The following is a 20,992-nucleotide window of genomic DNA, read 5'->3' as shown; positions in this document are numbered from 1 at the left end:
TTCAGACGGCAGCTCTCAATGCTTTCGGGTCGGAAAATCCCTCGATGCTGCTTCGGCAGGCACTAGCGATGCGGCTGCATGATGACCCGGCCTGGCTAGCCCTAGGCCACTACCGGCGTACCCTGATCGGGGACTGGGTGAGCGATGCGGACGATCCGGCCTTTTTTCTTTCCAAGACCGGCCAGCACGATCCTGAAGCCGAGTTGTCCGCCACGCTTCTCGCCTACTTCGCGCCAAGGGATGGAGATAGTCACCCGCGATGCCGATTTCCCGCACGTTATCATTGGCTGAAGAGCCGGCTCGGCTTGGCTAAGTCCGATTTTTCGGAACGCGATTGCAAAGCGTTTTCAGAATGGGCCGAGATGCTTAAGGCCCATTCGGTAAGCCTGATCTATCCCGCATCGTATCTGAACAGCCCGTCGTCCATGTTCGGACATACTTTTCTGCGCCTGAACCGGGAAAATCAGGACGAAGATGCACGTCTGCTGGCCTATACGATCAATTATGCGGCGGACGTGAACGTGGCGGACAACGAGCTGTTCTATGCTTATCGCGGCGTATTCGGCGGTTATCCGGGCGCGATATCGGTACAACCGTTTTATGAAAAAGTTCAAGAATACAGCGACTTCGAAAACCGCGACATTTGGGAGTATACGCTTGACCTAACGCCCGCCGAAACCGCACAACTGGTCCGTCATGTCTGGGAAATTCGGCCCGTTCGCTTCGACTACTATTTTATCGGAGAAAACTGCTCCTATCGCATCCTAAGTCTCTTGGATGTCGTGCGACCAGATCTCGCGCTCAGGGAAAGGTTTCCGTATCGCTCTATTCCTTCCGATACAGTGCGCGCCATCGTTGGCTCGGGATTGGTAAAACACGTGGATTACCGCCCGTCCGCGGCCACAGTGTTGAACGAGCATTCCCGCCAGCTCACACCGAATCTGCGCCGCATAGCCGGACAATTGGTTGATGAACAAATTACCCCCGATAGCGACGCCATTAAATTCTCATCCGCAGCCGATCAGACCGCCGTGCTGGAAGCCGCATACGAGTCGCTGCGTTACCGGACATTGGCCGACAAACTACCACGCGAAAACATCGCCAACCTAAGTCATAAGCTTCTGCTGGCGCGCAGCCGAATCGATGCTCCCTCGCCATTCAAACCACCGGAGCATCCCGCGATACGGGATGATGAAGGCCACAAACCGTGGCGTGCCGACCTCGGCTTCGGATTTTTCGACCACACGGCGTTCGGATCATTCCGGCTGCGCTCCGCCTATCACGACCTGACCGATCCTTCAGCCGGCTATCGACCCGGCGCCCAGATCAAATTTCTCGACGGCAGCGTGCGGTATTACGAAGACGACAGATTCCAGATCGAAGCCGTGGACGTGATCAATATCGCATCATTAACGCCGCGCACGGAATTCATTCAGCCCCTGTCCTGGTCCGTCGGCCTTGGTGCCCGACGAAAATTACTCAAAACCACCCGACCGTTGGTCGGCTATTTGGATGGAGGCATAGGCTTAAGCTACGAAATAGGCGGCGGAATGATCTTCGGCTTGGTGAACGCCACGCTGGAAGCAAGCGAGGGGATTCCACAAGGAGTCGATCTCGGCCTGGGGCCTCGAATCGGCTGGTTGTATCAGGGCTTCGGTGGACAGGGGCTTCTCGACTTCAGGATCGACTGCTATCTCGTGGAAGATAAGTATTGCGCAGGCGGATTGCACTTGGATCATACCGTGAACCTGGGACGAGATTATGCGCTGAACCTGCGCCTCGGGCGAGAACGGGGAGAACGCACTTATGCAAGTGAGTTCCTTTTATCAGTGCGGCGGTATTTTTGAAATCTTGGACAGTATCAAACTGTCGGAGCGGCTTTTACATCCGGCGCCGATGGAGAATTGACGTGCCCCGCCGCTTTTTCCAAAATCTCTTGTTTATCCCGCTTGCCCTTAGTCTTTCCGGATGCGCCAATCTTCTTTTTTATCCGGACCGTGCGATGCGGCTCACACCCGATGTCTTGGGCCTGAAATACGAAGATGTAAACCTAACGGCGTCCGACGGAACCAGGCTACACGGCTGGTTCTTGCTGGCGGACGGCGAACCTCGCGGCACGGTGTTCTTCCTCCATGGCAATGCCCAGAACATCAGCACCCACATCCGTAGCGTCGCCTGGCTGCCGGAAACGGGATATCAGGTATTTCTGCTCGATTACCGCGGCTACGGTTTATCCGAAGGTTCGCCCGGTCTGCCGGAGGTGTTGACCGATGTGGCCGCAGGCTTTCAGTGGCTTTTAAACGAGCCCCGAGTAACGACGAAAAACCTGTTCGTACTGGGCCAAAGCTTGGGCGCAAACTTGGCCGCCTATTTCGCAGGCGCCAATCCGGAAGTGCGCCATCGATTATCCGCAATGGTTTTAGACGCTCCCTTTGCCAGCTATCGAGAGATCACCCGTGAAAAGCTGAGCCAACTCCTGATCACGTGGCCGCTCCAGTATCCGCTCTCGTGGCTGATGCCGGACGACTACAGCCCAATTAAAAACATCGCTGAGTTATCGCCGTTGCCGCTGCTCATCATCTGCAGCGAAACCGATGAAATAGTGCCGGCCCATCACAGCATCGCGCTGTTCAAAGCGGCCAGCGAACCGAAGTCGCTCTGGCTAACTCAAGGATTCCACATCGCCACCTTTGGGCAGGAGAAAAACCGCCGCCGCGTGCTCTCTTTCCTAAAAGAACATGAGCGTTAAATCACCGAACCGCGGCCGTGCCATCACTTAGGGAACGGTCATCCTTCATGAAACTCCTGTGGCATACAAACGGATAATAAGGAGTACTTGCTGTGGATGGCGATTGTAGCGATCGAAGAATTCGCGGCGGCGTGGAGCAAAGCGACCGCACCGCCGGTTGAGTGGAGATGTTCGCATCAATTGCCTCCATGCATTCGGGGTAGCCACAAATTTCGCCAGCCCCCATGTCAGGCGGTTAGCAACAGACCTTGTTGCTTCAGTAACTAAAGGGCGATTTTCAGTACATGGCGATCAATATAACTATTTAAATTAACTGAACATAATTAGAAATGCGTTCGATACATGACATGATTCTGATTTAACTGCCGGATCAATAACAAAGGAAGTCTCACGACGTGAACGAGATCTTCGTACCGATCGCCAGCTTAAGCTCGCGATCGGCGCGTCCACGATTGACCGCGATTTCAACCAATCCCATCGAATTTTGATACCAGAAGGCTTGGTCTGTGCTCACGGAACAAAATGTTTCCGCTTGTGCTAACAACTGGCCGTTTGCACAAAGGATCATTCCGTCGCACGCGGCCGTGTAGCGCATTCCGGTAATAGCATTGCCGTAGTGGTCAAAATAGATGATCTCCACAAGATCGGCAGGCCATTCAACCAAATCCGGTTTCTGATAGCTGTGACTGGCCCAGTCGAAGTCATGGGCAGCAATGCGTGCAGCGATAGGGCCAAAGAGATCGCGACCATGAAAACTAGACGAAAGCAGCTTCGGTCGCCAATCGATAATCCGCCATTCTGTCTTAGTCGATTGCACCGCCACGGTGTTAAACAGACCGTTATCGGGCCCCACGAACCATCGTCCGTCCGCTTCCAGAACGACTGGCAACCGTTCACCGCCGACACCGGGATCAACCACGCCAAGAAACACGCTACCGGCAGGAAACTGTCTGCACAGGGCTGCAAGTAGATATGAACTTGGCAGCGGCTGGCCCGTTGGCGCATTGCTGACGAGGTTAATGATATCCACCCCGGGCGCCTGTAACCGCAGCATCGCCTCCATTTGCCCAAGATACGGCCCCTCGGCACCGAAATCAGTAAACAGAAGAATCATGACAACATCAGCGACAAGCGCGTTCGCGGCTAATGTCTAAATCTACTCGTCCTGGAGATCTGGAATCTGCGCTTCGCGTCGGGGCCGGAAAAACCGCGAAAATACAAGGCCAACCTCGAACAGCAGCCAAATCGGCACAGCTAGCAGAGTTTGAGAAACCACATCCGGGGGTGAAAGCACCATACCGACAACGAAAGCGGCTACTATGATGTAAGGGCGTTTCTCCGACAGACTCTCTCGTGTAGCGATGCCACTCCAAATTAGCAGGATGGTGGCAATCGGCACTTCGAACGAGACACCAAAGGCAAAAAACAAGGTCAGCACGAAATCCAGGTAATGTGTAATGTCTGTCATTACCGCCACGCCGGCCGGCGCCGTTGCCGTCAGAAACCCAAAAATGAGAGGGAAAACCACGTAATAGGCGAACGCCATTCCCCCATAAAACAGCAATGTACTTGCTACCAGAAGTGGCAGCACCATGCGGCGCTCATGCCCATATAGGCCCGGCGCGATAAAGGCCCAAGCCTGGTAGAGGATGTAGGGCATCGACAGGAAAACCGCCGCCACCAGGGTGAGCTTAAACGGTGTCAGGAATGGCGAGGCAACGTCGATGGCAATCATTTGCGAACCCGCCGGCAAATGCTTCATAAGCGGCCCCGCCAAATAAGCATAGATCTCGTTGGCAAAATAGGCCATGCCCATGAAAATAAATAGAACTACGAGTATGCAGCGCAGCAGTCTGTCCCGCAGCTCCACCAGATGAGAAATAAAGGGTTGCTCGGTGTCTTCCATCTGTCCCTGGCTATGCCTTTTATACTTCGCCATTGCGACGCTCGGAAACGACGGATTTGTCGTCTACTTCGTTAGTGTCCGACGCCGATGCACTGCCTTCTTCCTTGTCAGACCAAATTGGAGTCGATAGCAACTCCACCTTTCTCTTTTCCTCTAACAAAGACTGACGCAACTCCTCCAGTTGAAGCTCGTGGTCGATTTCTTGCCTGACCGAGGTGGCCATGGCTCGGGCCCTTCTAACCCCCAGCGCCACTTCCTTAGCCACCTTGGGCAGACGCTCCGGCCCGAATACCAGGAGTGACACGAACCCGACTAACACTAATTCCCAAAAGCCAATGTCAAACATGCTTTTTTTGGATCGTTATCAGGTCTTATCTTTGTTTTCGTGCACAGCCTCTCCATCAATCGTCCGCCCGCTCTTCTCCTCGTCGCCATCGCTGCTCATCGCATTACGAAAACTCTTTATTGCAGAGCCCAAATCGCCTCCGATATTGCGCAGTCGTTTGGTACCGAACAGTAACAGCACGATCAAAAAAAGGAGCAATAGCTCCCATATGCCTATACCCATTTACTTACTCCTAAATGCTGTCTAACAACCTTATCTGAAAGATATTACCCGATTCGCATTGTTAAGGATAACTCGGCCGTCTCTTTCCAGATCAATAAGCAATGCAGGATTCCTCGGTGTCCCGAGACCGGTATCGGTATTGGTATCGAGGCAATTTACCAGTGTAAAAAGGCATTTTTACGCATTCGAACCGATTCTGCCTATTGCAAACTAAGACCAGAGCAAAGCCGATAAGTTAGCCTCAGTTGAACGAACTCAAGAATAACATTGTTGCGTATTCGCGAAAAATCAATTGGCTATCCCTACCAGGCCCCTCCTTCGGAAAACTGAACGGCTTTACCGCTAATCTGTGTAAATTAATCCAATCGGCCACCCACACGCCTTCTTATGTGCCGCCCGCGGGGCGCGTTCTTAAACACATCCCGGCTGGCGCATCTCTGCGAACCAATTTCTGACAATATGCTAGAGCCGATGGCACTTCTGTCTTTAAATTCTGTCTCTACCTGCAGTAACACGCTCATCCGCGGAGCCGATTCCATTTAGTGCCCGGTTGCTACCGCCCTAGTTTTTCCGCATAATTCCCCGCTCGAATGAGCCTACCCACAGGTTTACTGTATGCAAACGATCATGCTTAAAGCAAAGTTACATAGAGGTCGAGTGACGCACTCCGAACTCGAATACGAGGGCTCTTGCGCCATTGATGGTTTGCTGCTAGAACGCTCCGGGATCAGAGAATACGAACAGATCCACATTTACAATGTCAATAACGGGCAACGATTCACCACCTACGCTATTCGCGCGCAAGAAGGCTCGGGTGTGATCTCTGTTAACGGCGCCGCCGCTCGCCTCGCAGCTCCCGGAGACATCGTAATTATATGCGCCTACGTGGGATTGAATCAGAACGAACTAGCGAGCTATAAGCCGACGCTGATTTATCTGGGCGATCATAACCAAATCACGCGGACCGGTCATTCAATACCGGTACAAGCAGCGTGATAATGGTTACACCACCTAGTCCATTTGCGGAGGCTAATTGGACAATCGGCGCCAACCCATATACTGCTACCCATCTACGCTAATCATCGGGATTGCCACGTAGCGCTCAAGTCCGCAAAACCGCGGCGGTGACGTCTGCCGCCTGACGATTGGGTTTTACATCATGTACCCGAAACATGCTAACGCCCGCCGATACTCCAAGAACGGTCGTTGCAATCGTTGCTCCCATCAATTCTACTGGACGAGTCTCGCCGCAAATAGCGCCCATAAATTTTTTGCGACTCGCCCCCAGCAAGACTTTGTAGCCCGTCGCTACAAACCGCCGCAGATCTGCAATCAATCTGAGATTGTCTTCTTTACGCTTTCCGAACCCGATGCCAGGATCAATGATAATATTCTCTGGCCTAATGCCTGAGTCCTTGGCCGCCTCCGCTCGCTCCACCAGAAACGTCAAGACTTCCTCAACCACATCGCGGTAACCCGGATTATCCTGCATATTTTTCGGTCTGCCCTGCATATGCATAAGCACCAAAGGCACGCCTGCCCTTGCCGCCACTGAGAACATCCTCGGATCGTCCGTACCAGCCGAGACGTCGTTAACGACGTTTGCTCCCGCGACTATAGCCGCTTCTGCAACCGCGCTTCGTGTCGTATCAATGCTTAACAAGAGATTTGACGGCAAATGGCATCGTAAGGCCTGGATGACCGGTATGACTCGCGCCAGTTGCTCCCCTTCACTAACCGGATCAGAGCCTGGCCGCGTAGACTCACCGCCAATATCGATAATATCCGCACCCTCCAATACCATTCTTTGCGCATGCGCTAAGGCCTCGGCCTGCACGCAATACTGCCCGCCATCAGAGAAGCTGTCCGGAGTCACGTTGAGAATTCCCATGATTAGCGGCTTATATTGCATAACCGACCTCTCATATGCACGCACAATCGCACACAAAGGGCTATATCCCCTGATTGAAGGGCTAGCGCCAACGCCTGGTGAGGTATCAGCGTTCTTTCTGACTGGCGGCACGCAGGATAGTGCCGATCATGGCAGGCTGGCTTGTCCACCCTATTTTACGCTGCAGACAAGCCATCGAAATTGATTAAGTCTACTCACGGTCCTCTTTAATTAGGACCGCATCGCCGCCCCTATGCGCTCGGCCGATCTACGAGTTCTACATACGCCATCGGTGTGGCGTCACCCTTACGGAAGCCGCATTTCAAAATCCTCAAATACCCGCCTTGGCGCTCCCTAAATCGCGGTCCCAACTCGTCAAACAATTTTACGACCGCGCCGCGGTCTCTGATGCGCGCAAACGCAATCCGACGAGCTGCCACGCTATTATTCTTCGACAAAGTTATCAGAGGCTCAGCAAACCGCCTAATCTCTTTTGCCTTCGGCAAAGTCGTTTGAATGACTTCATGATGAATCAACGACGCGGTCAGGTTACGGAACAACGCGTTCCTATGACTGCCTGTAATGTTAAATTTTCTACCCGAATTACGATGCCGCATTTATTACACCCACAGTATTTTACGAGTCCTGTTGCTCTCTTTTAAGTCCCTCGGGAGGCCAATTCTCAAGCCGCATGCCCAGCGACAACCCCTTCGTTGCCAGCACATCCTTTATTTCGGTGAGCGATTTCTTTCCCAAATTCGGAGTCTTAAGCAAATCCACTTCAGTCCTCTGAATGAGATCACCGATGTAAAATATGTTTTCCGCCTTAAGACAATTCGCGGACCGAACGGTCAGCTCGAGGTCGTCGACCGACCTCAGCAACAGCGGATCGAACTGCGGTTTTTCTTCGCTAGCCCTCGGCGTCTCTTCGCTCTTTAGGGCTATAAACACCGACAAATGCTCGTTCAAAATCCACGCCGCCTGCCGGACCGCCTCTTCTGGATCCACCGTGCCGTTAGTTTCGAGCTCCAGAATGAGCCTATCCAGATCTGTCCGTTGCTCTACGCGCGCATTTTCCACCAGATACGATACGCGCCGAATTGGACTGAACGAGGCGTCGATATTAAGCACGCCAACTCCAGACTCCGTCTGTCCCGCATTCCTCGCACCCACCGGCTGGTATCCGCGTCCCTTTTCGACCTTCAACGTCATACCGAGCTTACCGGAGTGGGTAAGACTAGCTATTTCCAATTCTGGATTAAGAATTTCTGCGTCGTGGGTCAATTCAATGTCACTTGCAGCAACACGACCGGGGCCAGTCTTATTGATCCGCAGAGTCGCCTCGTGACCACTCGGAATACGGATTGCAAGATTTTTCAGGTTCAAGAGAATGTCGATAACGTCTTCTTGAACGCCATCGATAGCCGAATACTCGTGTAAGACGCCTTCAATGGTCACTTCGGTGACCGCGCATCCCGGTATCGACGAGAGCAGAACCCTCCTTAGCGCGTTGCCAAGCGTATGACCGAATCCTCGCTCCAAGGGTTCGATAACAATCCTCGCGCTATTTCTATCTGTCGGATTGACGTCTACTAAGCGTGGTTTAATAAGATTAGCCAGGTAATTTTGCATCGATTACGAACGACAATTATTTGGAGTACAGCTCGACAACCAGTTGCTCATTTATTTCTGAGCCTAAGTCGCTACGCTCGGGCGCAGCCTTAAATACGCCCCTCATTTGCTTCGTATCGACGTCGACCCACGCCGGAAATCCGTACTGCTCCAACACTTGAAGCGCATCTTTTATTCTCGGCTGCCCTTTTGCCCGTTCACGAACACTGACGACGTCCCCCGGGCCCACTTGATAGGACGGAACGTTTAATACTCTGTCATTAACCATTATCGCCTTATGACTAACGAGCTGACGCGCCTCGGCCCTGGTAGATGCAAACCCCATCCGATAGACCACATTATCCAAACGTGACTCCAGCAGGTTCAATAGGTTTTCGCCCGTCGATCCCTTCCTTCCCGCCGCAGCCTTGTAGTAGTTTCGGAATTGGCGCTCCAGTACGCCGTAGATCCTCCGCAACTTCTGCTTCTCACGAAGCTGAGTGGCGTAATCCGACATTCGCGCTCGTTTCTGGCCGTGCTGGCCGGGCTGCTGGTCGAGCTTGCATTTCCCTTCAAGCGACTTGCCCCGCGCTTTAAGAAATAGGTCGGTCCCTTCTCTTCTGCTGAGCTTACACTTTGGCCCTAAATATCTCGCCATTTTTCGCCCCTCTGCTTAAACCCTACGTTTCTTTGGAGGACGGCAGCCGTTGTGGGGTATTGGCGTGTCGTCGATGATATTCGTAATCTTGAATCCCATATTATTAAGCGTCCTAACCGCCGACTCTCTGCCGGGGCCCGGCCCTTTAATTCGGACGTCAAGATTTCTAACCCCAAAGTCCTTGACTATGCTACCCGCTTTTTCCGCGGCGACCTGTGCAGCGAAGGGAGTGCTTTTCCGAGATCCACGAAACCCCGAAGCTCCAGCCGTGGCCCACGCCAGCGCGTTACCTTTACGGTCCGTAATAGTAATGATCGTGTTATTGAACGATGCACTGATGTGGACAATTCCGTCGGAAATGTCTCTTTTAATCCGTTTTGCGGGACGACTAGATGCAGCCATGTCGATGCCTTACCTTAAAAACAATTCTTTATATTTACTTGCGAATCGGTCGGCGCGGACCCTTCCGGGTTCTCGCGTTAGTTCTGGTTCGCTGCCCTCTAACCGGAAGACCTCGACGATGCCTCATTCCGCGATAACAGCCCAAATCCATCAAACGCTTGATATTCATCGCGCTCTCGCGACGGAGATCGCCCTCGACGACGAACTTAGCCACTTCCTCACGGATCCGCTCTATATCGCCTTCGCCGAGCTCTTTAACCTTAATCGAGGGACTCAGACCTGCATTCTCACAAATCAAAGCCGCCCGAGATCTACCGACACCGTATATCGCCGTAAGCGAAATAACTAGGTGCTTATGATCGGGAATATTAACCCCCGCAATTCGTGCCATTTATCCTGCCTCCGTATCGAATCTCTGGACTTGGGCTTAATCTCGCATCATACCATGCCAATCAAGGATTGGCTATTTAACGCTTACCCTTGCCGCTGCTTATGACGCGCATCTTTGCAAATTATGCGAACTATCCCTTTTCTTTTTAGGACCTTACAGTTTCGGCAGATCTTTTTAACTGACGCACGAACTTTCATTAAAATTCCCCTCTGTATTGCAGTGTCTAACGTGGTTCGCCGATCACGTTAGCGGATTAGCTTAGCTTGATATTTGACTTCTTTAGCAAACCTTCGTACTGGTGTGAAATGATGTACGTTTGGATTTGGGACATAAAGTCCATCACTACCACTACGATAATCAGCAACGAGGTTCCGCCAAAATAAAACGGAACGTTCCAGTACACAATTAGAAACTCCGGCAGCAAGCACACCGCGGTGATGTAAATTGCCCCCGCCAGAGTCAAACGAGTCATCACGGCGTCGATGTAACCTGCGGTCTGCTGCCCAGGCCTCACACCAGGAATAAACGCCCCCGATTTCTTCAAATTCTCAGCTGTTTCGTTTGAGTTGAACACCAGCGCCGCATAGAAGAAACAGAAAAAAACAATTGCGCCGGCATAGCACATGACATAAAGCGGCTGACCGGGAGACAGAGTCGTTGCGATATCTTGTAACCATCCAAGCCCCTTGCTGTTTCCAAACCACCCCGCAAGCGTGGCCGGGAACAAAATAATACTGGACGCAAATATCGGCGGAATCACGCCAGACATATTCAATTTCAAAGGCAGAAAGCTCTTATGGGCGGCGTACATTCGCCGGCCCTCCTGTCGCTTAGCATAATTGATTGTTATTCGACGCTGCCCCCGCTCCACAAAAACGACGAGAGCGGTTACCGCGAGCGCGATACCAAACAACCCGACAATACTCATCATGCCCAATTCGCCGGTCCGAGCCAATTCGAGCGTGCCCCCGATCGCCGACGGCAACCCCGCCACGATACCTGCGAAAATAATGATGGATATGCCGTTGCCTATACCCCGTTCGGTGACCTGTTCGCCAAGCCACATCAAAAACACCGTCCCGCATACTAGCGACGCGGCCGTAATAAATAGAAAATGAACTCCGGGGCTAATGACTACCGGGACGCCCGACGCAGACTGATTTTGCAGCGCGAGACCGACCCCTATGGCCTGAAAGGTCGCGAGAAAGACAGTGCCGTACCGTGTATATTGATTGATCTTTTTCCGTCCGGCTTCGCCTTCCTTCTTTATTTGCTCTAATTTCGGGATAACTCCGGCCATCAGTTGCATAATAATGGAAGCCGAGATGTACGGCATAATGCCGAGGGCGAAGATACTAAGTCGCTTCAACGCGCCACCCGAGAACATGTTGACCATGTCTAGTATGGAGCCTCCCTGCTGAGCAAACATTGCCGCTAGAGCTTTCGGATCAACCCCTGGGATCGGAACGTGAGCCCCGACTCGGTAGACCACAAGGGCGCCGATGACAAAAAATAACCTTTGACGAAGCTCCGTCAGCCTGCCAAATCTGTCGGTAAGGGTTGAGTTAGCCGTGCTCACTTATGCCTCGATCGTTCCGCCTAGGGCTTCTATTTTCGAGCGCGCGCCTTTCGTGGTCTTTATTCCGACAAGAGTCACCGCGGCGGTCAACTCTCCGGAGTCAATTACCTTCACCGAACGCGCCTGCGCCGGAATCAAATTAGCCAACTTTAATGTCTGAATGTCGACCTTTGCCCCGGGAAAGCCATTTAGTTCGTTCAGGCGAAGCTCAGCGCCAAACGCCTTAATTCTTGACTTGAAGCCGACTTTGGGAAGTCTCCGTTGAAGCGGCATCTGGCCGCCCTCGAATCCAACCTTGTGGAACCCCCCTGCCCGGGCTTTCTGGCCTTTGTGTCCTTTGCCAGAAGTCTTACCCAGCGTTGATCCGATGCCGCGGCCAACGCGGACTTTCTTCCTTCTACTGCCTTCAGCCGGCTTAATGGAATTTAGGAACATTTAAACTTCCTCGATCTTAAGCATGTAAGCCACCTTGCTGATCATCCCGCAGTTAGCTGATGTTGCATAAACGTATACAGGTCTATGCATGCGCCTGATACCTAAACCCCGAAGACACGCCTGATGGGATCTCAACCGTCCGATTTCGCTCTTTATCTGGGTAACCTTCAGTTGCTTAACGCTCATTTGCCTTGTCCCGAACGATTATCTGCCAACTTTCCCCGTTTTGCGGCGATGGCTCTTGGATCGCGAATCTCCGTCAACCCTTTGATCGTTGCGCGAACGACGTTAATGGGGTTATTCGTTCCGATGCACTTGGCGAGCACATTGTGTATTCCAACGACTTCGAATACCGCGCGCATCGCACCGCCCGCGATAATCCCAGTACCCTGGGATGCAGGCTGCATAAATACCTTAGCGGCACCGGTAGATGCTGTCATCGAATAGTGCAAGGTGTCGCCATTCAAGCTTACTTTACGCATGTTTCTCCGAGCCTGCTCCATCGACTTTTGGATTGCGATAGGAACTTCCCGCGCTTTGCACAGCCCATAGCCCACTCTTCCATTTCCGTCGCCAACAACCGTAAGCGCGGTAAACCCGAACTGACGTCCGCCCTTCACTACTTTTGCGACGCGCCTGACCGCGACCAGTTTTTCCTGGAAACCCTCGGCCGAATTGCTCTGAACATTTAGGTTCGCCATAACACCTCCTAAAACCCTAGCCCGGCATCACGCGCGGCGTCGGCCAGCGCTCTAACTCGCCCGTGGTATTTGAAACCCGACCTATCAAACGCTACGCTTGAAATGCCTGCCGACAAGGCCCTTTCCGCTATCACTTTGCCGATCATCTTGGCTGCGTCAATGTTTCCGGTACTCGTTAAGGCCGATTTGATATCCGCCTGCAATGTGGATGCTGAGGCCAGTACCGTCGAACCGTCGGCGCTGGTAATCTGCGCATAGATGTGCCGCGGCGTTCTGTGAACCGTGAGCCTGTTAACACCCAATGATTTGATGATCGCCCTGGCCTTCGCCGCCCGCTTCAACCTTGCCGATTTCTTATCCATCAATCACCTACTTCTTTTTCGCTTCTTTTCTGACGATTTCCTCGTCCGAGTACCGAACGCCTTTCCCTTTATAGGGCTCCGGAGGGCGATAAGCCCTTATGTCGGCAGCAACCTGACCCACTCTTTGCTTATCGCAGCCTTTCACTACGATTTCCGTTTGTGACGGCGTCTCTATTGTTATACCTTGAGGGGCCGTGAGTTCGACGGGATGAGAAAACCCCAACGACAAGCTCAGAACGTCACCCTTGGCTTGTGCTCTATACCCAACGCCAACCATCGTTAGCTTCCGAGCAAAACCAGCACTCACACCCGTAACCATATTGGCAATGTTCGCACGCGTGCTACCTGCCAAGGCATTCGCCTGCTTGTCAGTCTTGTCTGCCACGATCGATATCAAGCCTTCTGCGATCTGAACCTCGACTTTCGGGCTCAAATTCCGAGTCAGCGTGCCGTTAGAACCTTTCACCGTTATTTGGCCGCCGGAGATGTTCGCTTCAACCCCTTTTGGCAGAGCAATTGGATTTTTTGCTATTCTGGACATTGATAAGTCTCTATGCTCGATTAAGACACTAGACAGAGAACTTCGCCACCATGACCGCTCTCTCTCGCCTCCTTGTCTGTCATAACCCCTTTCGAGGTCGACACAATCGCCGTCCCTAATCCTCCCAAAACTGCAGGAAGCTTATTCTTAGATCGATATATGCGGCGACCCGGCTTGCTAACGCGCTCAAACTGCTCGATCACAGGTTGTCCCTTGTAATACTTAAGAACTACGCACAGCTCTATCTTGCTTTGATGCTGACTTACCCGATAATCCAAAATATAGCCCTCGTCTTTCAACACGCGGCACACTGCCGATTTGACGTTCGACGACGGCATAACAACTTCGCTTTTTCCCGCGGCTTGCCCGTTTCTTATACGGATAATCATATCAGCCAACGGATCAGTCATACTCATTTCAAATTCTCCGTAAACAAAACGGTTCAGCTCGCGAGCGCCGAGCCCAATGGATCAACTTTACCAGCTCGCCTTGGTCACGCCCGGGACATCGCCCCGCATAACCGACTCACGCAGCTTATTCCGCCCGAGACCAAACTTCCTATAGAATCCGTGAGGCCGGCCGGTAAGACTGCAGCGATTGTGGAGGCGTGACGGCGACGCGTCCCTCGGAAGCTGCTGGAGCTTAAGCTGAGCCTGGTATTTCTCTTCGTCCGTCGCAGAGACGCTCTGGACAATAGCCTTTAAGGCGGTTCGCTTTTTATAATGCTTATTGACAAGCGCTTCCCGCTTCTTCTCACGCGCAATCATCGATTTTTTCGCCATCGGCCTTCCCTAAGTTCTAAACGGAAACTTGAATTGCTCCAGCAACGCACGCGCTTCTTGGTCGCTGGCAGCAGAGGTAGTAATCGTTACATCAATGCCGCGTATGGCATCGATTTTGTCGTAATCAATCTCAGGAAAAATAATCTGCTCCTTGACACCCATACTATAGTTTCCCCGACCGTCAAAAGATCTTGGACTCAATCCACGAAAGTCCCGAATTCGGGGTATGGCGATACTGATAAGCCGATCTAAAAATTCGTACATCCTATCGCGACGTAAGGTGACTTTGCAGCCTATTGGCATCCCCTCCCTGATCTTAAATCCTGCGATTGATTTCCTAGAAATCGTAATAATAGGCTTTTGGCCGGAGATCTTTTGAAGATCATCCATCGCGTTCTGGAGTATTTTTTTGTCGGCCACGGCTTCACCAACCCCCATATTCAGGGTTATTTTCTTTAGTCGCGGAACTTGCATTGCCGACTTATAGTTGAATCGCTTGGTCAGCTCAGGAACTACCTGATCTTTGTAAATAGATTGAAGCCTAGCCATAATTGTTTTCTGCCAAATCAAACGTCAATAACTTCGTTTGTGGACTTGAAATAACGAACCTTTCTGCCGTCGGCCAAAAGCCTAAAGCCCACTTTATCAGCTTTACCCGTCGCCGGATTATGTAGCGCCACGTTTGACAGGTGAATCGACATAGCCTTTTCCACAATGCCGCCGTTTATCCCTCTCATCGGAACCGGCCGCTGATGCTTCCGAACCAAGTTGACTCCCTCGACTACAACCCGGTCATCCACTGGGACCGCCAACACCACCCCCCGCTTCCCCTTGTCCTTGCCGGTGAGCACAACGACTTGATCGCCTTTCTTAATCTTTCGCATAACGGAACGCTCCTCGTTAAAGCACTTCGGGTGCAAGCGAAATGATCTTCATGAACTTCTCCGATCGCAATTCTCGCGTAACGGGCCCGAAAATACGTGTGCCGATAGGCTGGTGCTGATTGTTAAGCAACACTGCTGCATTGCCATCGAACCGAACAACCGACCCATCCGTACGACGCACACCTTTTCTGGTTCTTACAACTACTGCGTTGTAAACTTCGCCTTTTTTTACGCGACCGCGCGGAATGGCGTCTTTAACACTTACCTTGATGATGTCGCCGATGTTTGCATACCTACGATGCGAGCCGCCTAGCACCTTGATGCACATAACCTTTTTAGCGCCGCTATTGTCCGCCACATCCAGGTTGCTTTGCATCTGAATCATCTTCGATACCCCTTATTTATTGCCATTGCGCCTGCCGGTGTCACTTCGCGCGCTCTACTATTCTGTCCAGCTTCCAAACCTTTTTCTTGGACAGCGGGCGGGAAGAAGAAACAACCACGATATCACCATCAACGCACTCGTTGTTTTCGTCGTGAGCTAATACCTTGCTCGTTCTACGAACAAATTTCCCATAAACCGGGTGCGAAACAATACGCTCAATCATTACCGTTATGGTTTTGTCCATCTTCGAGCTACTAACCCTTCCCGTTATCGTACGGGATACCTTATCTGCTTCGCTCATACTGAGGCGCTCTTTTCCGTCAAGACCGTGTTTACTCTAGCGATATCTCGCCTAATGCCACGCAACTGGTCGGGCTTGCTCAATTGTCCTGTTCCCTTTTGCATTCTAAGATTGAAGCGCTCCAGGTGTAGCTCGAGCACCAACTCTTTGAGCTCGCTTTCAGTTTTCGATCTAAGTTCACTGGCTTTCATTACATTACCGTCCGAAACGAAAACGTTGTTCTAACAGGGAGCTTTGCGGCCGCAAGACCAAACGCCTCGCGCGCCAACTCTTCACTTACTCCCTCAAGCTCATACAGCATCGTGCCCGGCTTCACTTCTGCAACCCAGTATTCTACACTACCTTTTCCGCTTCCCATACGAACTTCCAAGGGCTTTTTGGATATGGGCTTGTCGGGAAATATACGAATCCACATTTTCCCGCCGCGCTTGACATGTCGCGTGATAGCTCGCCGCGCGGCCTCAACCTGCCTTGCGGTAATCCGTCCGCGCTCCACGGCCTTCAAACCGAATTCGCCGAAACTAACCCGATTGCCTTTATTGGCTAAACCGGTGTTTCTACCTTTGTGCTGTTTTCTAAATTTAGTTCTCTTCGGCTGCAACATGGTAGACTAGCCCCAGTTATACCTCAGATGAAGCGACACTTTTACCTTCGCTTTCTGCGGTTGAAAAAACCTCACCCTTAAAAATCCAGACCTTCACCCCGATAACGCCGTATGTCGTCTTCGCTTCTGCGAAGCCGTAGTCGATATCGGCGCGGAAGGTATGGAGCGGCACTCGCCCTTCCCGGTACCATTCGCTACGCGCAATTTCAGCTCCATTGAGTCGTCCGCTTACATTAATCTTTACGCCCCCTGCTCCAAGACGAAGCGTATTGGTCACGGCGCGCTTCATGGCCCGGCGGAACATGATTCGCTTCTCTAATTGCTGAGCAACCCCTTCAGCCACAAGCTGCGCGTCAAGCTCAGGTTTTCGGATCTCCTCGACGCTGACCTGAACGGGAATACCCATCATCGATGATACTTCTCTTCGGAGCGCATCGATATCCTCGCCCTTCTTTCCGATTACCAGACCGGGTCGTGCAGTATGGATAGTAATGTGAGCATTATTTGCCGGCCGGTTAATTTGAATGCGGCTGATGGACGCGTGCCCAAGCCTTTTTTTCAAGAACTCCCGGACTTTTAAGTCATTAAAAAGAAAACCCGGATAATCCTTACTGGCCGCGTACCAGCGGGAAGTCCAGTCTTTGATATAGCCGAGCCGAATTCCGGTCGGATGAACTTTCTGCCCCATAAATATCCTTTATCGATGCTCTGAGACGTGAATCGTGATGTGACATGTGCGCTTGAGAATGCGATTGGCACGCCCTTTTGCACGCGGCGACATGCGCTTCATACTAGGCCCCTCGGCCACTTCAACTGCACTAACTAATAACTCGTCTACGTCGGCCCCGTCGTTGTGTTCGGCGTTCGCTATAGCGGACTCGAGCACCTTTTTTAGAATTCGCGCCGACTTCTTCGTGCTATACGCGAGCAGGTCAATCGCTTTGTCAACCTTGAGCCCCCGGATTTGATCCGCCACCAGCCTACATTTTTGGGCGGATACACGCATATTGTTAAGCTTCGCTACTGTTGCCATTTCTTACCGCCTCGATTATTTAGTCTTCTTATCGGCTTGATGGCCTTTATACGTCCGAGTGGGGGCGAACTCGCCGAGCTTGTGTCCTACCATGTTGTCCGTAACGAGCACCGGAACATGTTGGCGGCCGTTATGGACTGCCAAGGTGTAACCAATCATGTCCGGAATAATCATCGAACGTCGGGACCAAGTCTTTATGGGCTTTTTCGCGCCTGACTGACCTACCTCTGCTACTTTTTTCAGCAGGTGATAATCGACAAACGGTCCCTTCTTAATCGAGCGTGGCACGTTTTCTACCTCTCATGTCTATTTTTGCTTACGACCCCGCACGATCATTGCGTCAGTGCGTTTATTGTTTCGGGTCTTGTATCCTTTAGTGGGCGTACCCCAAGGTGACACTGGGTGTCTACCGCCTGAAGTCCTTCCTTCACCACCGCCATGCGGATGGTCGACGGGATTCATCGCCACACCACGGACGGTGGGTCGAACGCCCCGCCAACGCGTAGCACCCGCCTTGCCCAGAGAAATTAAGTTGTGCTCATGATTTGAAACCTCGCCAATCACCGCCTTACAATCGACGAGCACTTTCCGCATCTCGCTTGACCTCAGGCGGATCGTGGCATATGCACCTTCTCTCGCGACAAGCTGAGCCGATGCACCCCCGCTCCGCACTAGTTGAGCGCCTTTGCCAGGCTTGAGTTCTATACAATGGATAAGCGAACCAATTGGGATATTTCGGATCGGGAGGCAATTTCCCGCGCGAATTGGCGCATATTCGGACGACACCACCTCATTCCCGGCACTAATACCCTTTGGAGCAATTATGTAGCGGCGCTCCCCATCCTTGTAAAGGATGAGTGCGATATGTGCGGTGCGATTTGGATCATACTCGATTCGCTCGACTCTACCCGGGATGTCCAACTTATCGCGCTTAAAATCGACGATTCGGTAGAACTTTTTATGCCCGCCACCCTTATGGCGGGTCGTTACCCGTCCTTGGTTATTTCGACCGGAGCTCCTCGTTTTCTTTTCGATAAGCCCCGCGTGAGGCTTCCCTTTATGAAGACCACCGGTTCGTACCCGAACCACAAACCGAGAGCCAGCCGACGTCGGTTTCGATTTTATAAGCGCCATCTGATATTCCCGCAGTTAATTTCTATTCAATGTGCCGTCGTTTTCCTACGCAACGGACAGATCGATATCGAATCCCGACTTTAATTTCACGTATGCCTTTTTCCAATCCGATCGCTCACCAACGAAGCGCCCCGACCGCTTTATCTTTCCACCGACATTCAACACATGAACCGATGCCACCTCTACCTTAAACAAAAGCTCAACCGCCTGTTTAATCTGTGGTTTACTTGCGGTCCGCTTTACACGAAAGGCAATTCGCCGAGCCTTCTCGGCCGCCGAGGTGGTTTTTTCCGAAATAATAGGCGCCTCAATGACGCTCATCAGTTCTAACTGTCTCATGTTAGGCCGACCTCAAGTTGTTTGGCTGCCCGTGACGTCAAAATCACCCGTTCACTATGTACAAGAGCCACAGGATTTACAGAACTGGCCGTACAAACCTCCACATCGCGGAGATTCCGTGCAGCCAAATACAAATTCTCATCGATTACGTCGGTAACCACGAGCCCGCGATTCACTCCCATGACTTCGAGCTTTTTGAGAAATTCCTTCGTCTTCGGCGCGGACGGGTAAACGTCATCGCTAACAAAAAGCCGGCCTTGACGTAGCAATTCCGACAGAATGGCCCTCATGGCAGCCCGATACATTTTCTTATTTAGCTTTTGATCGTAAGACCGGGGGCGTGCGGCAAAAGTGACACCGCCAGTGCGCCACAGGGGGCTTCGAGTTGTTCCGGCACGCGCTCGGCCGCTGCCTTTTTGTCGCCACGGTTTCGCGCCGCCGCCGCTCACATCCGAACGCGTCTTTTGCGCCTTCGTACCGGACCGCGCACCAGCGAGATAAGCAACTACTAACTGGTGAACAAGCGAATCATTATAGTCTCGCCCGAACACTGTTTCAGAGACTTCGAGCGACGAACCGCCGCCGATCGCCGACGGAATCTGCAATCCCATATTATCCTCTTTACTTCTTAACAGCGGGTCTAACGACGACATCGCCACCCTTAGCACCCGGCACAGCCCCTTTGATCAGCAACAACGAGCGCTCTTTATCAATCGCGCACACCTTAAGGCTTTGAACGGTTGTCGTGACATTACCAAGATGTCCAGCCATCCGCTTACCTTTGAAGACCCGGCCCGGCGTCTGGTTTTGACCGATGGAACCGGGAGCACGGTGTGAAAGCGAGTTGCCGTGCGTAGCATCTTGAGTTCTAAAGCTGTGGCGTTTGACTACGCCAGCAAATCCTTTACCGATACTCGTTCCCTGCACGTCAACATACTGCCCCTCTTGAAAGAGATCCACGCACAGTTCGGAACCGACCGAATACGTAGCCGCGTCCGCCTCACCCAGACGAAATTCCCACAGTCCGCGCCCCGCATCGACACCGGCCTTAGCGTAGTGCCCGGACTCGGGTTTCGATAAACGAGATCTTTTCTTAACCCCAGCGGTTACCTGAATCGCTCGGTAACCGTCAGTATCCGCAGCCTTAATTTGCACGACGCGGTTCGGCTCTACATGGATGACGGAAACCGGCACTGCGGAGCCGTCTTCGATATAGATACGAGTCATACCACACTTCCGCCCCACTAAACCTAGCGCCATCGATCGCTCCTAAAATAGGTCAGTTCAACTTTATTTGTACATCTACACCGGCCGCCAGATCGAGCTTCATCAAAGCATCAACCGTTTTATCCGTCGGCTCGATGATGTCCATCAAGCGCTTATGAGTCCTCAGTTCGTATTGGTCACGCGCATCTTTGTTCACGTGCGGTGAAATAAGAACGGTGTAGCGCTCTTTCTTAGTCGGCAGAGGGATCGGGCCTAATACTTGCGCGCCGGTTCGTTTTGCCGTTTCAACAATTTCACTGGCAGACTGATCAATCAATCGGTGATCAAATGCCTTCAGACGGATTCTGATTCGCTGTTTCTGCACAGGATTACTCCAACACCTTGGACACCACACCGGCCCCGACGGTCCGACCGCCTTCGCGTACGGCGAAGCGCAAGCCTTCCTCCATCGCGATCGGCGCGATCAATTTAACCGTGACCTTGACGTTGTCGCCCGGCATCACCATCTC

Annotated in this window: 37 protein-coding genes; 3 read left to right on the top strand and 34 right to left on the bottom strand. The window is 52.2% G+C overall.

The window, feature by feature from the left end:
• The first annotated feature begins 44 nt into the window (after positions 1-44).
• Entirely contained in the window at positions 45-1,847 is a 1,803-nt protein-coding gene (locus VEB01_RS17220; protein WP_324877574.1) for an Lnb N-terminal periplasmic domain-containing protein, read from the top strand.
• A 62-nt stretch (positions 1,848-1,909) separates the two neighbouring features.
• Positions 1,910-2,749 (top strand): alpha/beta hydrolase, encoded by an 840-nt coding sequence (locus VEB01_RS17215; protein WP_324877572.1) that lies wholly within the window; start codon positions 1,910-1,912, stop codon positions 2,747-2,749.
• A gap of 388 nt (positions 2,750-3,137) precedes the next feature.
• Here the strand turns inward: VEB01_RS17215 and VEB01_RS17210 are convergent, their stop codons facing one another.
• Genes VEB01_RS17210 through tatA form a run of 4 tightly spaced genes read right to left on the bottom strand, consistent with a single transcriptional unit; the run spans position 3,138 to position 5,223 of the window.
• Positions 3,138-3,863: an SAM hydrolase/SAM-dependent halogenase family protein gene (locus VEB01_RS17210; protein ID WP_324877570.1), complete on the bottom strand. Its 726-nt coding sequence runs from the start codon at positions 3,861-3,863 to the stop codon at positions 3,138-3,140.
• A gap of 42 nt (positions 3,864-3,905) precedes the next feature.
• Positions 3,906-4,688: a twin-arginine translocase subunit TatC gene (gene tatC, locus VEB01_RS17205; RefSeq protein WP_324877568.1), complete on the bottom strand. Its 783-nt coding sequence runs from the start codon at positions 4,686-4,688 to the stop codon at positions 3,906-3,908.
• A complete protein-coding gene (gene tatB / locus VEB01_RS17200) occupies positions 4,675-5,001 on the bottom strand; it encodes a Sec-independent protein translocase protein TatB (protein ID WP_324877566.1) in 327 nt (108 codons plus the stop codon). The genes tatC and tatB overlap by 14 nt, the downstream gene beginning before the upstream one ends.
• Positions 5,002-5,019: 18 nt before the next feature.
• Positions 5,020-5,223 (bottom strand): twin-arginine translocase TatA/TatE family subunit, encoded by a 204-nt coding sequence (gene tatA / locus VEB01_RS17195; RefSeq protein ID WP_324877564.1) that lies wholly within the window; start codon positions 5,221-5,223, stop codon positions 5,020-5,022.
• 615 nt (positions 5,224-5,838) lie between these two features.
• On the opposite strand from tatA, the gene panD reads away from it, so the two are divergent.
• A complete protein-coding gene (gene panD, locus VEB01_RS17190; protein ID WP_324877562.1) occupies positions 5,839-6,219 on the top strand; it encodes an aspartate 1-decarboxylase in 381 nt (126 codons plus the stop codon).
• 106 nt (positions 6,220-6,325) lie between these two features.
• Here the strand turns inward: panD and folP are convergent, their stop codons facing one another.
• The 30 genes from folP to VEB01_RS17040 form a co-directional block, all read right to left on the bottom strand.
• Positions 6,326-7,135, bottom strand: coding sequence for a dihydropteroate synthase (gene folP / locus VEB01_RS17185; RefSeq protein ID WP_324877560.1), 810 nt, complete (start codon positions 7,133-7,135; stop codon positions 6,326-6,328).
• 230 nt (positions 7,136-7,365) lie between these two features.
• Positions 7,366-7,731 carry a 50S ribosomal protein L17 gene (gene rplQ / locus VEB01_RS17180; protein ID WP_324877558.1) on the bottom strand — a complete coding sequence of 122 codons (366 nt, stop codon included), beginning with the start codon at positions 7,729-7,731 and terminating at the stop codon, positions 7,366-7,368.
• Positions 7,732-7,750: 19 nt separating this feature from the next.
• Entirely contained in the window at positions 7,751-8,746 is a 996-nt protein-coding gene (locus VEB01_RS17175) for a DNA-directed RNA polymerase subunit alpha (protein ID WP_324877557.1), read from the bottom strand.
• Between the two features lie 16 nt (positions 8,747-8,762).
• Positions 8,763-9,383 carry a 30S ribosomal protein S4 gene (rpsD, locus tag VEB01_RS17170; protein WP_324877555.1) on the bottom strand — a complete coding sequence of 207 codons (621 nt, stop codon included), beginning with the start codon at positions 9,381-9,383 and terminating at the stop codon, positions 8,763-8,765.
• Between the two features lie 15 nt (positions 9,384-9,398).
• Positions 9,399-9,785 carry a 30S ribosomal protein S11 gene (gene rpsK, locus VEB01_RS17165; RefSeq protein ID WP_324877553.1) on the bottom strand — a complete coding sequence of 129 codons (387 nt, stop codon included), beginning with the start codon at positions 9,783-9,785 and terminating at the stop codon, positions 9,399-9,401.
• A gap of 34 nt (positions 9,786-9,819) precedes the next feature.
• Positions 9,820-10,176: a 30S ribosomal protein S13 gene (gene rpsM, locus VEB01_RS17160; RefSeq protein WP_324877551.1), complete on the bottom strand. Its 357-nt coding sequence runs from the start codon at positions 10,174-10,176 to the stop codon at positions 9,820-9,822.
• A gap of 83 nt (positions 10,177-10,259) precedes the next feature.
• A complete protein-coding gene (gene rpmJ / locus VEB01_RS17155; protein WP_324877549.1) occupies positions 10,260-10,373 on the bottom strand; it encodes a 50S ribosomal protein L36 in 114 nt (37 codons plus the stop codon).
• A 56-nt stretch (positions 10,374-10,429) separates the two neighbouring features.
• The gene (secY, locus tag VEB01_RS17150; RefSeq protein WP_324877547.1) at positions 10,430-11,755 is read right to left on the bottom strand and encodes a preprotein translocase subunit SecY; all 1,326 of its coding nucleotides are present in this window, start codon (positions 11,753-11,755) and stop codon (positions 10,430-10,432) included.
• A complete protein-coding gene (gene rplO, locus VEB01_RS17145) occupies positions 11,756-12,190 on the bottom strand; it encodes a 50S ribosomal protein L15 (protein ID WP_324877545.1) in 435 nt (144 codons plus the stop codon). It abuts the gene before it with no gap.
• Complete coding sequence (gene rpmD, locus VEB01_RS17140) at positions 12,191-12,376, bottom strand: 50S ribosomal protein L30 (protein ID WP_324877543.1); 186 nt, start codon at positions 12,374-12,376, stop codon at positions 12,191-12,193.
• Positions 12,373-12,891, bottom strand: a complete 519-nt coding sequence (rpsE, locus tag VEB01_RS17135) for a 30S ribosomal protein S5 (protein WP_324877541.1) — start codon at positions 12,889-12,891, stop codon at positions 12,373-12,375. The genes rpmD and rpsE overlap by 4 nt, the downstream gene beginning before the upstream one ends.
• Before the next feature lie 8 nt (positions 12,892-12,899).
• Complete coding sequence (gene rplR, locus VEB01_RS17130; RefSeq protein WP_324877539.1) at positions 12,900-13,253, bottom strand: 50S ribosomal protein L18; 354 nt, start codon at positions 13,251-13,253, stop codon at positions 12,900-12,902.
• Between the two features lie 7 nt (positions 13,254-13,260).
• Entirely contained in the window at positions 13,261-13,794 is a 534-nt protein-coding gene (rplF, locus tag VEB01_RS17125) for a 50S ribosomal protein L6 (protein ID WP_324877537.1), read from the bottom strand.
• A 20-nt stretch (positions 13,795-13,814) separates the two neighbouring features.
• Positions 13,815-14,210, bottom strand: coding sequence for a 30S ribosomal protein S8 (rpsH, locus tag VEB01_RS17120; RefSeq protein WP_324877534.1), 396 nt, complete (start codon positions 14,208-14,210; stop codon positions 13,815-13,817).
• Positions 14,211-14,270: 60 nt separating this feature from the next.
• Positions 14,271-14,576 (bottom strand): 30S ribosomal protein S14, encoded by a 306-nt coding sequence (gene rpsN, locus VEB01_RS17115; protein ID WP_324877532.1) that lies wholly within the window; start codon positions 14,574-14,576, stop codon positions 14,271-14,273.
• A gap of 9 nt (positions 14,577-14,585) precedes the next feature.
• Positions 14,586-15,125, bottom strand: coding sequence for a 50S ribosomal protein L5 (gene rplE / locus VEB01_RS17110; RefSeq protein WP_324877530.1), 540 nt, complete (start codon positions 15,123-15,125; stop codon positions 14,586-14,588).
• 17 nt (positions 15,126-15,142) lie between these two features.
• Positions 15,143-15,460, bottom strand: a complete 318-nt coding sequence (rplX, locus tag VEB01_RS17105; RefSeq protein WP_324877528.1) for a 50S ribosomal protein L24 — start codon at positions 15,458-15,460, stop codon at positions 15,143-15,145.
• A 16-nt stretch (positions 15,461-15,476) separates the two neighbouring features.
• Complete coding sequence (gene rplN, locus VEB01_RS17100) at positions 15,477-15,845, bottom strand: 50S ribosomal protein L14 (RefSeq protein WP_077731306.1); 369 nt, start codon at positions 15,843-15,845, stop codon at positions 15,477-15,479.
• Positions 15,846-15,885: 40 nt separating this feature from the next.
• Positions 15,886-16,146 (bottom strand): 30S ribosomal protein S17, encoded by a 261-nt coding sequence (gene rpsQ, locus VEB01_RS17095; RefSeq protein WP_324877524.1) that lies wholly within the window; start codon positions 16,144-16,146, stop codon positions 15,886-15,888.
• Positions 16,143-16,337 (bottom strand): 50S ribosomal protein L29, encoded by a 195-nt coding sequence (gene rpmC, locus VEB01_RS17090; RefSeq protein ID WP_324877522.1) that lies wholly within the window; start codon positions 16,335-16,337, stop codon positions 16,143-16,145. The genes rpsQ and rpmC overlap by 4 nt, the downstream gene beginning before the upstream one ends.
• Positions 16,337-16,750, bottom strand: coding sequence for a 50S ribosomal protein L16 (gene rplP, locus VEB01_RS17085; protein WP_324877520.1), 414 nt, complete (start codon positions 16,748-16,750; stop codon positions 16,337-16,339). Before rplP ends, rpmC begins: the two co-directional genes overlap by 1 nt.
• A 16-nt stretch (positions 16,751-16,766) precedes the next feature.
• Entirely contained in the window at positions 16,767-17,438 is a 672-nt protein-coding gene (gene rpsC / locus VEB01_RS17080) for a 30S ribosomal protein S3 (protein WP_324877518.1), read from the bottom strand.
• Between the two features lie 9 nt (positions 17,439-17,447).
• The gene (rplV, locus tag VEB01_RS17075; protein WP_324877516.1) at positions 17,448-17,783 is read right to left on the bottom strand and encodes a 50S ribosomal protein L22; all 336 of its coding nucleotides are present in this window, start codon (positions 17,781-17,783) and stop codon (positions 17,448-17,450) included.
• Between the two features lie 15 nt (positions 17,784-17,798).
• Positions 17,799-18,071 carry a 30S ribosomal protein S19 gene (gene rpsS / locus VEB01_RS17070; RefSeq protein WP_324877514.1) on the bottom strand — a complete coding sequence of 91 codons (273 nt, stop codon included), beginning with the start codon at positions 18,069-18,071 and terminating at the stop codon, positions 17,799-17,801.
• A gap of 18 nt (positions 18,072-18,089) precedes the next feature.
• Positions 18,090-18,917, bottom strand: coding sequence for a 50S ribosomal protein L2 (rplB, locus tag VEB01_RS17065; protein WP_324877513.1), 828 nt, complete (start codon positions 18,915-18,917; stop codon positions 18,090-18,092).
• Positions 18,918-18,962: 45 nt separating this feature from the next.
• Complete coding sequence (rplW, locus tag VEB01_RS17060; protein WP_324877512.1) at positions 18,963-19,256, bottom strand: 50S ribosomal protein L23; 294 nt, start codon at positions 19,254-19,256, stop codon at positions 18,963-18,965.
• On the bottom strand, positions 19,253-19,867 hold the full coding sequence (rplD, locus tag VEB01_RS17055) for a 50S ribosomal protein L4 (protein ID WP_324877511.1): 615 nt from the start codon (positions 19,865-19,867) through the stop codon (positions 19,253-19,255). Before rplD ends, rplW begins: the two co-directional genes overlap by 4 nt.
• Before the next feature lie 10 nt (positions 19,868-19,877).
• A complete protein-coding gene (gene rplC, locus VEB01_RS17050; protein WP_324877510.1) occupies positions 19,878-20,516 on the bottom strand; it encodes a 50S ribosomal protein L3 in 639 nt (212 codons plus the stop codon).
• Between the two features lie 19 nt (positions 20,517-20,535).
• Positions 20,536-20,847: a 30S ribosomal protein S10 gene (rpsJ, locus tag VEB01_RS17045; RefSeq protein WP_324877509.1), complete on the bottom strand. Its 312-nt coding sequence runs from the start codon at positions 20,845-20,847 to the stop codon at positions 20,536-20,538.
• Positions 20,848-20,851: 4 nt separating this feature from the next.
• A partial coding sequence (locus VEB01_RS17040) for an EF-Tu C-terminal domain-related protein (RefSeq protein ID WP_475441503.1) occupies positions 20,852-20,992 on the bottom strand: 141 nt, incomplete at its 5' end.

The sequence above is a fragment of the Methylocaldum sp. genome, assembly GCF_035627495.1.
In the GTDB taxonomy this organism is placed as follows: domain Bacteria; phylum Pseudomonadota; class Gammaproteobacteria; order Methylococcales; family Methylococcaceae; genus Methylocaldum.
Note: the sequence above shows the minus strand (reverse complement) of the source record. Positions and strands in the feature narration are given on the sequence as shown.